This is a genomic window from Arthrobacter sp. PL16 (assembly GCF_035985055.1).
Taxonomy (GTDB): domain Bacteria; phylum Actinomycetota; class Actinomycetes; order Actinomycetales; family Micrococcaceae; genus Arthrobacter_D; species Arthrobacter_D cheniae.
The window spans coordinates 24,432-38,437 of the sequence record NZ_JAXCIC010000002.1 but is presented as its reverse complement, the minus strand read 5'-3'; the positions used below and the strand labels follow the sequence as shown (position 1 = coordinate 38,437).

Annotated in this window: 11 protein-coding genes; 3 read left to right on the top strand and 8 right to left on the bottom strand. The window is 68.1% G+C overall.

What is annotated here, in order from left to right; all coding sequences use genetic code 11:
• Positions 1–2: 2 nt before the first annotated feature.
• From RCH21_RS03805 to RCH21_RS03780, 6 genes are all read right to left on the bottom strand, one after another.
• A complete protein-coding gene (locus RCH21_RS03805) occupies positions 3–1,475 on the bottom strand; it encodes an L-fucose/L-arabinose isomerase family protein (protein ID WP_326963263.1) in 1,473 nt (490 codons plus the stop codon).
• A gap of 128 nt (positions 1,476–1,603) precedes the next feature.
• Positions 1,604–2,665 (bottom strand): rhamnose ABC transporter substrate-binding protein, encoded by a 1,062-nt coding sequence (gene rhaS, locus RCH21_RS03800; protein WP_326963262.1) that lies wholly within the window; start codon positions 2,663–2,665, stop codon positions 1,604–1,606.
• A 58-nt stretch (positions 2,666–2,723) separates the two neighbouring features.
• Positions 2,724–3,896: an ABC transporter permease gene (locus RCH21_RS03795; protein ID WP_326963261.1), complete on the bottom strand. Its 1,173-nt coding sequence runs from the start codon at positions 3,894–3,896 to the stop codon at positions 2,724–2,726.
• Positions 3,889–4,935, bottom strand: a complete 1,047-nt coding sequence (locus tag RCH21_RS03790; protein WP_326963260.1) for an ABC transporter permease — start codon at positions 4,933–4,935, stop codon at positions 3,889–3,891. The genes RCH21_RS03795 and RCH21_RS03790 overlap by 8 nt, the downstream gene beginning before the upstream one ends.
• A complete protein-coding gene (locus RCH21_RS03785; protein ID WP_326963259.1) occupies positions 4,932–6,485 on the bottom strand; it encodes a sugar ABC transporter ATP-binding protein in 1,554 nt (517 codons plus the stop codon). Before RCH21_RS03785 ends, RCH21_RS03790 begins: the two co-directional genes overlap by 4 nt.
• A gap of 128 nt (positions 6,486–6,613) precedes the next feature.
• Entirely contained in the window at positions 6,614–7,645 is a 1,032-nt protein-coding gene (locus RCH21_RS03780) for a LacI family DNA-binding transcriptional regulator (RefSeq protein WP_326963258.1), read from the bottom strand.
• A gap of 219 nt (positions 7,646–7,864) precedes the next feature.
• Here RCH21_RS03780 and rhaI point away from each other — a divergent pair, with 219 nt between their 5' ends.
• From rhaI to RCH21_RS03765, 3 genes are read left to right on the top strand one after another with little or no spacing between them, the layout of a single operon-like run.
• Positions 7,865–9,031 (top strand): L-rhamnose isomerase, encoded by a 1,167-nt coding sequence (gene rhaI / locus RCH21_RS03775; RefSeq protein WP_326963257.1) that lies wholly within the window; start codon positions 7,865–7,867, stop codon positions 9,029–9,031.
• Positions 9,028–11,115 carry a bifunctional aldolase/short-chain dehydrogenase gene (locus tag RCH21_RS03770; protein WP_326963768.1) on the top strand — a complete coding sequence of 696 codons (2,088 nt, stop codon included), beginning with the start codon at positions 9,028–9,030 and terminating at the stop codon, positions 11,113–11,115. Before rhaI ends, RCH21_RS03770 begins: the two co-directional genes overlap by 4 nt.
• Position 11,116: 1 nt before the next feature.
• Positions 11,117–12,580 (top strand): rhamnulokinase, encoded by a 1,464-nt coding sequence (locus RCH21_RS03765; protein WP_326963256.1) that lies wholly within the window; start codon positions 11,117–11,119, stop codon positions 12,578–12,580.
• Here RCH21_RS03765 and RCH21_RS03760 read toward each other — a convergent pair.
• Both RCH21_RS03760 and RCH21_RS03755 read right to left on the bottom strand, forming a co-directional pair.
• Complete coding sequence (locus RCH21_RS03760; RefSeq protein ID WP_326963255.1) at positions 12,569–12,961, bottom strand: DUF2256 domain-containing protein; 393 nt, start codon at positions 12,959–12,961, stop codon at positions 12,569–12,571. The genes RCH21_RS03765 and RCH21_RS03760 overlap by 12 nt on opposite strands.
• 55 nt (positions 12,962–13,016) lie before the next feature.
• Positions 13,017–13,859, bottom strand: a complete 843-nt coding sequence (locus RCH21_RS03755) for a DUF1206 domain-containing protein (protein WP_326963254.1) — start codon at positions 13,857–13,859, stop codon at positions 13,017–13,019.
• Positions 13,860–14,006 lie beyond the last annotated feature (147 nt).

Sequence of the window (14,006 nt, the reverse complement as noted above, 5' to 3'; positions counted from 1 at the left end):
GGTCAGATCAGGGAGACGTGGCGGTGCTCGACGCCGAGGAGGGAGGCCGCCGCCTTTACGTCGGCCGCACGATGTCCGATGCACAGCGCCCAGTGGTGGCCGATGCCCGTCCGGCTCCACTCGTCCACCCAGAGTCCGGGATCGCCCCCGAAGTCCACGCGCGACGTCGTATTGCCGATGGCGAGCAGCGGGCCGGGCACCACGGTGCCCTCGGACGTGATGAAGACGTAGGAGCCGTCCGGGTCCTGGCCGATGCCGAAGGTCGTCACGGGGCCGTGCCGCACGTCGAACTCGACCGAGACGCCCCAGCCACGCTTCCCGTGGTAGACACCGAGCCCCCGTAGCAGCGGATCGGCCGCGCTGACGGCGAGGTGCGCCGGTCCGTCGTGGCCCATCTCCACAACATTGTCGAAGAAGTTCAGCGCCTGGATCTCGGTGAAGGATCCACCGGCTCCCATGGCCTGGGCAGCGAGCATGGCGATCGAGGTCCGCAGCTCGTACTCGCCGGCCATGGGCACACCTCGCGCGGTGAGGATCGAGGCGCCGAGGATCATGCCGGCCCCGAGGCGTTCGTGCTGCTCGCCGGCGAGGCCGCGGTGGTAGTAGGCCAGGGAATCGAGGTCGAATTCGGTGACGAGCCGGTCGAGTCCCACGGAGACCTTCGCGCCCCACGCGAAGTCGTCGTCGTCCACCGATCGATCCACCGTGAACAGGTTGCGGGCCAGGGCCATGCGCTCACGCACCTGCTCATCCGTGACCTCGCCGACGAACTCGCGCAGATCGTCGAACTCGATCACCTCCACATGCGAGCCGAACGTCGTCGACACCGTCGTCAGATCGGTGGAGACATCGAGCATCCCCGGGTAAACGTGGCCCATGAGTCCATGGCGGGCGTGCCGGAGCCTGCCACGAACACCGGCCGCGTGCACCCACTGGTTGATGCGCTGCCACGCCGACTCCTGCTTGAGGTGGCCGGACACGGAGCGGAAGGGGATGCCCGCACGCTTGAAGACGTTGGCGACCTCGGGCACCGGGCACTGCCCGCAGTAGGCGAGCCACGCCCCGGTATCGACGTTCGCGTGGTCCATGGCCTCCGTGGGCTGGAGATCGATGACCAGCACCGGGGTCTGCGACCGTTGGGCGATCGGGAGCACCATGGAGGACGTGAGGTAGGTGGTGAGGAAGATGACGATCAGGTCGCAGTCGGCGCGGCGCAATTCCTCCGCGGCCAGTGCCGCCTCTCGAGCGTCGGACACGAAGCCGGCATCGGTGACCTCGGCGTCGAGTTCCTTGAACCGGGAAGTCACATAGCGCGCGGACTCCTGCAGCTGCGGCAGGAGGTCGGGGAACTGCGGCCAGTAGGCGCCGAGGCCGCCCGAGACCAGGCCGATGCGGGTAGGGCGACGGCGGATCGGCTCGAGGAGGGTCGAGAGGACCAGCGGTGCGGCGGGCTCGCTTCGGGATTCGGTGGTCATGGGTGGCTCCTGGAGCGGGCGGTGGGACGACGAGAAGGACCTGGATGTGGGCTGACGCGGTCCGGCGAGGCGACGCGTGCAATGCGGAGAAGGCGGGGCACCCGCGAGGGCGCCCCGCCGGCAGGCGACTAGAAGTCGTAGTCGTCGATGTTCTCCGCGTTGAACTGTGTGGGCGGACCGACCAGCACGATGCCGCCGTCCCCGATCTCACGTTCGCCGAGCTCTCCGGCCTCGAAGGTGTCGCCGACCTCGCCGGTGATCGTCCCGTCGGCCAGGGCCTTGCCTGCGAAAGCCGCCACATAGCCGAGCTGAGCCGGGTCCCAGAGCGCGAACTCGGAGACCGTGCCGTCCTTGACGAATGGGCGCATCTCGTTCGGCAGGCCGAGACCTGTCAGGGCGACTTTCCCCTTGTACTCGGAGGTGGAGAGGTACCGGGCCGTCGCGGCGATGCCGACCGTGGTGGGCGAGATGATGCCCTTCAGGTCCGGGTACGCCTGCAGCAGGCCCTGCGCCTCCTGGAAGGACTTGGTATCGTCGTCATCGCCGTAGACCTTGGCGACGAGCTCGATATTCGCGTAGTCCGGGTTGGACGCCAATTCCTCCTCCATGAACTTGATCCACTCGTTCTGGTTGGTGGCGTTGGCTGTGGCGGACAGGATCGCGATCTCGCCCTCCCCTCCGATCTGCTCGGAGATGAGGTCCAGCTGGATCAGCGCCACGTCCTTGGCGTTGACCTGGCTGACGAAGAGGTCGCGGTAGTCCGGGTTGGTGTCGGAGTCGAACGCCACGATCTTGGCGCCCGCGGTACGGGCTTCCTCGAGGGCGGGGCCTACGGCGTCGGGATCGTTCGCCGCGATCACGATCACGTTGGTGCCGCGCTGCGTCTCGGCGTTGATGAAGGACACCTGGCTGGAGGCGCTGGCATCGAGCGGGCCGACCACCTCCGAGGAAGCGAACCCGGCCTCTGTCGCGCCGTCCTCGCCGCCTCCCAGCACCACGTCGGTGTAGGGGTTGTTGAGCTGCTTGGGGATGAAGGTGATGGTCTGCTCGCCGTCGGACCCGCTGCCACCCTCGCTGTCGCCTTCGGACGCCGCACCGCCGCCGCAGGCACTGAGGACCAGGGCAGCACTGGTTGCGAGGGCTGCGAACGCTGCCCGCCGTCCGGTCGATCCGGAAGAAATGAACCTCATTGTTTTTCCTTTCGATGGGCGCCGGGGACCGGCGCCGGGTGCAACCCCAGGGGAACGGCTAGGGAAGTGGAGCAGAACGGACACGCCTGGAGTGGCGGGCCTGCTTGATGGCGGCGGCGACGTTGGGCGCCACCACCGAGATGATGAGCAAGGAGCCCGTCACGATGATGAGGACCACCTCGGAGACGCGATCCAGCTTCAGCGCATAGTTGATGGTGCCGATCAGCAGGACCCCGGCGAGTACGCCCGGGATGGAGCCCTTTCCGCCGAAGATCGATACGCCGCCCAGCAGCACCGCTGCGATGACCGCGAGTTCGAGCCCGCTCGCGTTGTCGCTGCGGGCACTGGAGTAGCGGAGGGTCCAGTAGATGCCGGCCAGGGCGGACACGGTGCCGGTGGCCAGGTACAGGAGGAACTTGGAGCGGGCGACGTCGATGCCGACGAAGGTCGCTGCCTCCTTGCTGTAGCCGAGTGCGAAGAGCCCCCGGCCGAACGGGGTGAAGTGCAGCACGATCGCGAAGGCGATGATCAATACGACGACGCCGACCATGACGGTGGGGATACCCGTGCCGCCGATCTTCGACGTGAAGAAGGCGGTCAGGCCGGGCGGGAAGTTCGCGACGGCGTTGTCCCCGATCACCACGAGGGCCAGGCCGCGGAAGAGCGCGAGCGTGCCGATGGTCACCGCGAGGGACGGCAGCCCCAGGTAGGCGATCAGCACTCCGTTGAAGGCGCCCGCGACCAGGCCGGCGAGCACGCAGATCACCAGGACGAGTGCGATGGGCATGCCACCCTGCCACAGCACGCCCATGAGGGCGCTGGTCAGGCCGGCGATGCTCGCGACCGAGAGGTCGATCTCCCCCGAGATGATGACGAGCGTCATGGGCAGGGCGATCAGCAGCGTGGGGATGACGTCGAGCAGCAGGAAACCGACGGTCACGGGCGAGGCGAACCGCGGTATGACGATGCACGCATACAGCACGACGACGAGGAGCACGTAGATCATGACGGCATCGCGCCCCAGCAGGATCCGGGCCGCCCCTGTCCGGCCCTTGGGGACGGCCAGCACGGTCGAGGTGTCTGCTGCGCCGCGTCGTCCAGGCTTCTGGCGCTTCTCCGTCCCGGGCCTGGTGCTTCCGGGTGATGCGGTCATGCGCCTGCCTTTCGCTGCAGTCTCCGACGGCTCGCCGTCGGGGTGGACGATGGTCCCGGAACCGGTGGGGTCAGACATTCCGAGCCTCCGCGATCCGGAGCTTGCGGGCCGCCCGCACACCGGCGATACGATCGATGACGACGGCAGCGAGGATCAGGATGCCCACGATGGCCTGCTGCCAGAACTTGTCGACGCGCAGGGCCGTGAGCGCGCTGGTGATGGTGGTCAGCAGCAGGGCGCCGATCGCCGCTCCCACCACGGTGCCACTGCCGCCGAAGATCGCAACTCCTCCGACCACTGCGGCGGCGACGACGTCGAGCTCGAGTCCCGAGCCCGTCGTGGCGCCCACGGAGTTGAAGCGGCTCGCGTAGAGGACACCGGCCAGTCCTGCCAGCGCTCCGTTCACCACGAAGGCCATCAGGACGCGGCGTGTGACGGGAATGCCGAACAGTCTCGCCGCCTCGGGGTCCGATCCGATCGCGTAGAGGTCACGGCCGGGCCGCGTGCCGAGCATGTAGACCGCCACGATCGCGACGACGACGACGGCGATGAGGGTGATCACGGGGAAGCCCAGGACCGTGTCGACGGAGAGGTTGCCGAACGCCTCGGGGCGATCGCCGGCAAAGTACTGGGTGCCGCCCGCCCAGGCGTTGTTGATGCCGCGGAAGATGTAGAGCGTGCCGAGCGTGATGACGAGGGCCGGCACCTTGGCGACGGTGATCAGCAGGCCGTTCACCGCCCCGAGGACCGCACCGAAGAGGATCCCGATGCCGAAGACGGCGATGATCGGCAGGTTCGGGGCGGCCACGAAGACGCTGCCCGTCTCGAAGGCCACGAGCCCGAGGATGGAGCCGACCGAGAGGTCGATGTTCCGGGTGATAATCACGAGCGTCTGGCCGACGGCGAGGATCATGAGGATCGTGGCGTTCAGCAACAGGTCCTTGATCCCCTGCTCGCTGAGGAACAGCGGGTTGAGGGCAGCCGTCACGGTGACGAGGATGACGAGGGCGAGGATGACGGGCAGCTCGCGGAGCTTCAGGACCGATCCGAGGGCGGAGCGCCGCTGGTGCCCGGGGGCGGGATGTGCGGGAGCCGCACTCTTGCTGTCGAGGCTCATCGCGATGACTCCAGGGCTGCGGTTGCGGCGTGCATGACGGTTTCGGCGGTGGCCTCCGAGCGGTCCAGCCTGCCGGTGATCCGGCCCTCACGCATCACCAGGACACGATCGGCCATGCCGAGGACCTCGGGCAGTTCGGAGGAGATCATCAGGATGGCGATGCCCCGGCCGGCAAGCTCGGAGATCAGGCGGTGCACCTCACTCTTCGTGCCGACGTCGATACCTCGGGTCGGCTCGTCGATGATGAGGAGCTTGGGGTCCGTGGCGAGCCACTTCGCGAGGACGACCTTCTGCTGGTTCCCGCCGGAGAGCGTCGAGACCGGGTGCTCGGGCGAGCCCGACTTCACCTGCAGGCGCTTGCCCCAGGTCTCGGCCGCTTCCCGCTCCGCCCTCGTACTGATGAGGCCGAACTTCGCGAGCGAGTGGCGGAGCGTCAGGGCCGCGTTGCGCTCGACCGACAGCTCCATGACGAGCCCCTGCTTCCGTCGGTCCTCCGGCACGAAGCCGATACCGGCGTCGATCGATGCCCGCGGATCCTTGCTGCGGAGCTTCTGCCCGAGCATCTCGACCGTGCCCGACTCGTACCGGTCGATACCGAAGACCGCCCGCGCCACCTCCGTGCGCCCGGCCCCGACGAGTCCGGACAGCGCGACGATCTCGCCGGCCCGCACCTCGAAGTCGATGTCGTGGAAGACGCCGGGGCGCGTCAGGCCGCTGACCCGCAGCACGACGTCGCCCCGCTCCGTCTCGCTCTTCGGAAACAGGGCGTCGATGTCGCGGCCCACCATCTCGCGGACGATCGCCTCGACCGTCGTCGCACGCGTCTCGTGCGTCGCGATGTAGGTGCCGTCGCGCATGACCGTGATGCGGTCGCACAGTCCGAAGACCTCGTCGAAGCGATGCGAGATGAAGAGGATGCCACTGCCGGCATCGCGCAGTCGGCGGGCGACGGCGAACAGGCGCTCCACCTCGACGCCGCTGAGCGCCGCCGTCGGCTCGTCCATGACCAGGACGCGGGCGTCCAGCGAGATGGCCTTGGCGATCTCGATGATCTGCTGGTCCGCGATGGAGAGGCCCTCCGCAACGCGGTCAGGATCTATGGGGACGCCCAGCTGGTCGAACAGATCCTTGGCCCTGCGGCGCATCTCGACCCGGCTGATGAGGCCGAAGCGCCCTTTGGGCTGGCGCCCGATGAAGATGTTCTCGGCGACCGTGAGATCGGGGAAGAGCGTGGGCTCCTGATAGATGACCGAGATGCCCGCGGCCTTGCTGTCGGCGACGTTGCGGAAACTGACAGCCTGCCCATCGACGGTGAATTCCCCGGCGTCGGGCTGGTGCACCCCGGCGAGGATCTTCACGAGGGTCGACTTCCCGGCCCCGTTCTCCCCCACCAGTGCGTGGATCTCGCCCGCGACGAGATCGATGGTCCCGTCGGCGAGGGCAACAACCGGACCGAAGGTCTTCAGAGCTCCCCGAAGGGTCAGCACGGACCGCCGTACCGGAGCGTTCGGGTCCGTGGCACCACTTTCACGACCATCCAGGTGCGTCATTGCAACTCCTCGAGGAAAATGAATCGTTTCAGAGCAACGGTTCATTTCGAATAGTAGGCGTGACCCCGATCACCGTCAACAGCCCGAGACCGACCTGTGACCTTACGTCCGAGAGGCGGACGCGGCCCTCAACCGGCGGCGTGCACCGCCGCCGTCGTGCTGCCGCGCTCCACCAGCTCGGGATCGAAGATGACCTGCCGGCGGCGTGACGAGGGACTCTCGATCTCCTCGAGGAGGAGCTCGACCGCGGTGCGTCCCATGAGTTCGGTCGGCTTGCGGACGCTCGTCAGGGGCACCACGGCCGAGGCGGAGAAGTCGATGTCGTCATAGCCGATCAGTGCCAGGTCCTCGGGGATGCGGAGGCCGCGGATCAGCAGGACGGCCTGCATCACCCCGATGGCGAGGAGATCGTTGGCGCAGAAGATGCCGTCCGGCAGCTCGCCCGGAGTCCGCTGCGCGATTCCGCCCCCCACGTCGCGTCCGGCGAGGACCGTCATCGCGTCCGCCTCCACGACTTCGAGGACAGCGTCGTCGTGCTCCTTGACGGCCTGACGAGCGCCCGCCAGGCGATCAGCAACCTGCTGGAATTCCGCCTTGGCGCCGACGAAGACGATGCGCCTGCGGCCCGCCTCCAGGAGGTGGCGGACAGCCATGTAGCCACCGGCGACGTCGTCCACGGATACCGAGCTGCAACGCCGCTGCGCGTCCACGCGGTCCACCAGCACCACGGGCATGCCGCGCTTGCGGAGGGTCTCGACGCGCGGGCCGACGTCCCCGACGGGCGAGATGAGCATGCCCTGGACGCGCTGTTGCTCGAAGACGTCGATGTACCGGGCCTCGCGCTCCACGTCCTGGCCGCTGTCGCCGAGCACGACGGTACTGCCGTTCTCGGCGGCGCAGTCCTCTGCCGCTCGGGCGAGTGAGGAGAAGAACGGGTTGCCGACGTCGAGCACGATCAGCCCGATGGTGCGGCTCTGGCCCGCACGCAGTTGGCGTGCCGCGTCGTTGCGTACGAAACCGAGGTGGTCGATGGCGGTCTGGACGCGCTCCCGCGTGGAGGACGAGACGCGCGTGGGGTGGTTGAGCACGTTCGAAACGGTGCCGACGGCGACGCCCGCGCGATCTGCGACGTCCTTGATGCTGACGGGTCGGCTGTCCATGGGTTCCTCGACGCTCGGGTCCTGGCCCGGGGAGTGCGGCAGGACTGTTGACACTCGGTCTGGAGCAAGGATAACTTTGAAACGTGCCAATGAAACGATTCAACGGCGCAGTACTTGTCCTTCTTCTCCCAGGCCGTCCCCTGAAGCGGAAGACACCCGATAAAACGCCGTCCGGGATGTGACGAAGCACCCCGGTCGCCACCACGCTGGAGAGAGTACATGACTGTCATCGACGACATCGCCGCAGAGTTGGATCAGCTCGCTATCGAGGTTCCCTCGTGGGCCTATGGCAATTCCGGGACCCGCTTCAAGGTGTTCGCGACGCCCGGAACGCCGCGCACGGTGCAGGAGAAGATCGCGGACGCCGCCATGGTGCACCGGCTCACCGGCCTCGCGCCCAGCGTCGCCCTGCACATCCCGTGGGACAAGGTCGATGACTACGGCGTCCTCTCCTCCTACGCCGCCGACCACGGCATGGAACTCGGCACCATCAACAGCAACACGTTCCAGGATGACGACTACAAGTTCGGCAGCCTGACGCACAGCGACGCCGCGGTGCGGAACAAGGCGATCGACCACATGTACGAGTGCATCGAGGTCATGAACGTCACGGGCTCCCGTGACCTTAAGATCTGGCTGGCGGATGGCTCCAACTATCCGGGGCAGGCCGACATGCGCTCGCGCCAGGACTGGCTGCAGGACTCGCTCCTCAAGGTCTACGACCGCCTCGGCGACGGCCAGCGCCTCGTCCTGGAGTACAAGTTCTTCGAGCCGGCGTTCTATCACACCGACGTCCCGGACTGGGGCACGTCCTACGCCCATTGCCTGCAGCTGGGCGAGAAGGCCCTCGTCTGCCTCGATACCGGACACCACGCACCCGGCACCAACATCGAGTTCATCGTGGCGCAGCTCATCCGCCTCGGAAAGCTCGGCTCCTTCGACTTCAACTCACGGTTCTACGCCGACGACGACCTGATCGTCGGCGCCGCCGATCCCTTCCAGCTCTTCCGGATCATGGCGGAGGTGGTCCGCGGTGACGGACTCTCGCCCGAGAGCGGAATTGCCCTCATGCTCGACCAGTGCCACAACCTCGAGGAGAAGATCCCCGGGCAGATCCGCTCCGTCCTGAACGTGCAGGAGATGACGGCGCGCGCACTGCTCATCGACAGGACCGCATTGACGGCAGCGCAGGAGTCCGGTGACGTCCTCGGCGCCAACGCAATCATGATGGACGCCTTCTATACGGACGTCCGTCCGGGCCTGGCCCAGTGGCGCGAGACGAAGGGGCTTCCTGCGGATCCCATGGAGGCCTACCGCGCCAGCGGCTACCAGGACCGGATCAACACCGACCGACAGGGCGGCCAGCAGGCCGGATGGGGAGCATGACAGTGACGACGACGACGACAGGGCAGGCAAGCGCCTCCACGAACGGCTCCACCAACCAGACCGTCAGTGACCTCATCGGGCGGTCCAACCGCCTGGGCGCGGACAAGCGGAACACGAACTACGCCGGTGGCAACACCTCCGCCAAGGGCTTGGGTTTCGACCCTGCAACCGGCGAGGACGTCGAGCTGCTCTGGGTCAAGGGCTCCGGTGGTGATCTCGGGACGTTGAAGGAGTCCGGCCTCGCCGTTCTGCGGCTCGACCGGATGCAGGCCCTGCGCCGCGTGTACCCGGGGGTCGACCGCGAGGACGAGATGGTCGCGGCGTTCGATTACACACTGCACGGCAAGGGTGGCGCGGCCCCTTCCATCGACACCGCGATGCACGGCCTCGTCGACGCCGCGCACGTGGACCACCTGCACCCCGATTCCGGCATCGCGATCGCGACGGCGGCCGACGGCGAGGCGCTGACCAAGACGATCTTCGGGTCGAAGGTCGTGTGGGTGCCCTGGCGCCGGCCCGGCTTCCAGCTCGGACTCGATATCGCCGCCATCAAGGAAGCGGACCCCGAGGCCATCGGCACCATCCTCGGCGGCCACGGCATCACGGCGTGGGGGGACACCTCTGCCGAGGCCGAGGCGAACTCCCTGTGGATCATCGAGACCGCCGAGAGGTACATCGCCGAACACGGCACGGCCGAGCCCTTCGGTCCGGCCCTCGAGGGCTATGCAGCACTGTCCGGGGATGAGCGCCGCGCGAAGGCTGCTGCGCTCGCACCGACCATCCGCGGCCTCGCGTCCACGGACAAGGCGCAGGTGGGCCACTTCACCGACGATCCCCGCGTCCTGGACTTCCTCGCATCCACCGCGCACCCGCGCCTGGGCGCCCTGGGCACCAGTTGCCCCGACCACTTCCTCCGCACCAAGGTGAAACCGCTCATCCTCGACCTCCCGGCCGGTGCCGACGTCGAGAGTTGCCTCCTGCGGCTGCGTGAACTGCACGCCGAGTACAGGACGGACTACGCCTCCTACTACGAGCGCCACGCGACGCCGGATTCGCCTGCCATGCGTGGTGCCGACCCGGCGATCGTGCTGGTTCCCGGCGTCGGCATGTTCTCCTTCGGAGCCAACAAGCAGACCGCGCGGGTAGCCGGGGAGTTCTACCTCAACGCGATCAACGTGATGCGCGGCGCCGAGGCCATCTCGACCTACTCACCCATCGAGGAGAGCGAGAAGTTCCGCATCGAGTACTGGGCGCTGGAGGAGGCGAAGCTGGCGCGCCTGCCGAAGCCGAAATCCCATGCCGGGCGCATCGCGCTCGTGACGGGAGCGGCATCGGGTATCGGCAAGGCCATCGCCACCCGCCTCGCCGCCGAGGGTGCCTGCGTGGTCATCGCGGACCTGAACATCGACAGCGCGAGCGCCGTCGCGGAGGAACTCGGCGGTCCCGACGTCGCCATCGGCGTCCAGGCCGACGTGACGGACCTGGCCCAGGTGCAGGAAGCCGTCCGGGCCACAGTGCTCGCCTTCGGTGGACTCGACCTCGTGGTGAACAATGCGGGCCTGTCCATCTCGAAGCCGCTCCTGGAAACCACCGAGAAGGACTGGGACCTGCAGCACAACGTCATGGCGAAGGGTTCCTTCCTCATGTCGCAGGCCGCCGCCAAGGTACTCATCGAGCAGGACATGGGCGGGGACATCATCTACATCTCCTCCAAGAACTCGGTCTTCGCTGGTCCCAACAACATCGCGTACAGCGCCACCAAGGCTGACCAGGCGCACCAGGTTCGGCTGCTCGCGGCCGAGCTCGGGGGCTACGGCGTCCGCGTCAACGGCATCAACCCCGACGGCGTGGTCCGCGGCTCGGGGATCTTCGCCGGGGGCTGGGGAGCCAAGCGCGCCGCTGTCTACGGCGTGGAGGAGGAGAAATTGGGCGAGTACTACGCGCAGCGCACGCTTCTCAAGCGCGAGGTGCTGCCGGAGAACGTGGCCAACGCGGTCGCCGTCCTGACCTCCGCCGAGCTCTCGCACACCACCGGCCTGCACATCCCGGTGGACGCGGGCGTCGCCGCGGCGTTCCTCCGCTGACGTGGGCGGTCGTCAGGGGGTGGCCTTCGCCGCCATCGACATCGGGGCTTCCTCCGGCCGCGTCATCCTAGGCAGGCTGACGGATGCAGGTCCGGACCTGCAGACCGTGCATCGCTTCGCCAATGGAGCCCAGTTCCTCGGCGGCGCCTTGCGTTGGGACATCGAGGCGCTGTTCGCCGAGGTCCTCGCCGGACTCGCGGCTGCCGCGCAAGCGGCGGCCGCGGCCGGGGACACCGTCACGAGCATCGGGATCGACACGTGGGCGGTGGACTACGGACTGGTGGACGACGCCGGCGCCCTCCGCCACCTGCCTTTCAGCTACCGTGATGGCCGGACCGGGACGAGCATCGGCGTGGTGCATCGAGCCGTCCCGCCCGGACAGCTGTACGGGCGGACCGGGCTGCAGTTCCTGCCCTTCAACACGGTGTATCAGCTGGCCGCCGAGCGATCGCTGGAGGGCGTGCAGGCCCTGCTGATCCCCGACCTCCTCGCCTACCGCCTCACCGGCGAGCGACGCACCGAAGCCACGAACGCCTCCACCACAGGACTGCTCGATGCCCGGACCGGTACCTGGGCGGTGGATCTCTTCGGCCCGCTGGGCCTGCGGGAGGACCTCTTCCCACCCCTCGTGGAGCCCGGCTCCACCATCGGTACCCTGTTGCCCGCAATCGCGCGGAAGACCGGATTGCCGGAGGCGACCGCAGTTCTCGCGGTCGGATCGCATGACACGGCCTCCGCCGTCGCGGCAGTCCCTGCGGAGTCGGCCCACTTCGCGTACATCTCCTCGGGGACATGGTCACTCGTGGGGGTCGAGCTGGACGCACCGATCCTGACCGACGAGAGCCGCACCGCGAACTTCACGAACGAGCGCGGCGTGGACGGCACCATCCGCTACCTCCGCAATACCGGGGGGCTCTGGCTGCTGCAGGAGTGCCTTCGGGAGTGGTCCGTCGAGGGACCCTCACCGGATCTGGCCGAGCTACTCGCGGCCGCGGCGGCGCTACCCGCGGGCGGTCCGATCATCGATGCCGACAGCACCGACTTCCTCGCGCCCGACGGCATGCCCGGGCGTATCCTGCGGGCAGCCGTGGCGTCGGGTGGGAGCATCCCCTCGTCGCGGGAGGCACTTGTGCGGTGCATCATGGACAGCCTCGCCGAGGCCTACGCCCGCACCCTCCAGGATGCCGCGCGGCTCTCGGGACACCGGATCGATGTCATCCATGTGGTGGGTGGCGGATCGCAGAACGCCCTGCTCTGCCAGCTGACGGCGGATCGGACGGGCCTGCCGGTCCTCGCGGGCCCCGTGGAGGCCACCGCGCTCGGCAACCTCCTCGTCCAGGCGAGAGCAGCCGGGTTGCTCGACGCCGGGACGGGCCTCGCAGGCATCAGGCGCGCGGCGCGCGCCGCGGCCAGTACAGTCCGCTACGACGCCGCGGACAAAGCGGCGCTGACGTCAGCGGGGTAGTCGCAACACCACCGGACCCTTCGCCGTCGACGGATCGACAACCACGCCGCGCTGCACCATCTCGGCGAGTCCCCGTTGGACGAGCCGACGTGCAGCACGACGGGCAGGCTCATGCACCGTGGTGCCGTCGGCTCCGAATGCCGCTGCCGCGTCGGCGGGATCGACGTCCGAGCCCCGGGATCCGGCGCTCAGGCGCGCGAGGAGCCACTCCTCGAGGGCTGTGTCGATCGGACGCACCTTCCGAACCCGGCAGGCGTCGCTGCAGTACGCCACGTCCTCCCAGTTCCGCTCCCACTTCTTGCGCCACTCGATCCGGCGGCCGCACGACCGGCAGGTCTTCGACTCGCGGGCAGCTCGGGGCGCCTTCGAACGGGACCCCACTACCGCCTCCGACCGGGGGTCGGGGGACAGCGTGAAGAAACGCACCGGTCGGCGGTCACATGCGTCCGAAGATGGACCGTATTACCGCGAAGACCCCGTAGCAGATGAGGCCGACGGCAACGGCGGTCAGCACGTACACCCCTCCCGGGTGGTACTGCAACGCCTTCAGGCTGCCGTCCAGCCCGGTGGACTCCTGCGGGTTGCGGTCAAGTCCGGCGATGACGAACAGACCGCCTACCAGCAGCAGTGCGATTCCCTTCGCGACATGGCCCACGACGCCGAACACTTCGATCACCCGACCGCGTGCCGTGTCCTCGAACGTCCGGAGCTCCGGGCGGAAAGTCCGGCGCACGCCCTTGATGACGAAATGGGCACCGATCCCGAGGATTACTCCGGCGGTCACGAACACGAGCACCACTCCGAAGCTCGACGTGAGCAGGGAGCGCGTGAAGTCGACCGTCGACTGGGAAGAGTCGGGGCCGTCGCCGAGGGCGAAGCGCGCGAACGTGCCAGCCATGGATCCGTAGATGACCACGAGCGAGCCCGACGAGATGTGCTTGCCGATCCGCTCCCTCCTGCCGAGGTGACGTGCCCGCAGCGTCGCCTCGCTGAACTGCCACAGTGCCAGTCCGGCGCAGCCCACAGCGCAGATCCACATGATCGCGGTGCCGAGGTTCCCCTCGGCCACTTCCTCCAGGGCTCCCGTCGGTTCCGCCTCGCCCTTTCCGCCGAAGGCGAGGCGGAGAGCGATGATGCCGATCAGGATGTGCACCACCGCGAGCGCCGCGAACCCGAGGCGCGCCGCTACATCCAGGGCGCGTGCGTCGGACACCGATTCGACGGCATCGGCGGCCCGGCTTGCCGCGCTCCGCTGGTCGGCGTTGCTGTCCGTCGTCATCGCAACCGCCTCCCGTCGTCGCCTGCGCGTACCGCCGCGGGCCATCGGACGGAAACACCAAGCAGGTGTTGTCCAAGTTTAGGAGAAGGTGACGGCAGGACGGTCGGAAACCGACACCTTGCGCCGACCGCGCTCCGCTGCCTGCTC

Bases quoted from the DNA above. Each gene is read 5' to 3' on its own strand.
- rhaI (WP_326963257.1), top strand. From the start codon at position 7,865: ATGACTGTCATCGACGACATCGCCGCAGAGTTGGATCAGCTCGCTATC.
- RCH21_RS03785 (WP_326963259.1), bottom strand. From the start codon at position 6,485: ATGACGCACCTGGATGGTCGTGAAAGTGGTGCCACGGACCCGAACGCT.
- rhaS (WP_326963262.1), bottom strand. From the start codon at position 2,665: ATGAGGTTCATTTCTTCCGGATCGACCGGACGGCGGGCAGCGTTCGCA.
- RCH21_RS03790 (WP_326963260.1), bottom strand. From the start codon at position 4,935: ATGAGCCTCGACAGCAAGAGTGCGGCTCCCGCACATCCCGCCCCCGGG.
- RCH21_RS03755 (WP_326963254.1), bottom strand. From the start codon at position 13,859: ATGACGACGGACAGCAACGCCGACCAGCGGAGCGCGGCAAGCCGGGCC.
- RCH21_RS03805 (WP_326963263.1), bottom strand. From the start codon at position 1,475: ATGACCACCGAATCCCGAAGCGAGCCCGCCGCACCGCTGGTCCTCTCG.
- RCH21_RS03770 (WP_326963768.1), top strand. From the start codon at position 9,028: ATGACAGTGACGACGACGACGACAGGGCAGGCAAGCGCCTCCACGAAC.
- RCH21_RS03780 (WP_326963258.1), bottom strand. From the start codon at position 7,645: ATGGACAGCCGACCCGTCAGCATCAAGGACGTCGCAGATCGCGCGGGC.
- RCH21_RS03795 (WP_326963261.1), bottom strand. From the start codon at position 3,896: ATGTCTGACCCCACCGGTTCCGGGACCATCGTCCACCCCGACGGCGAG.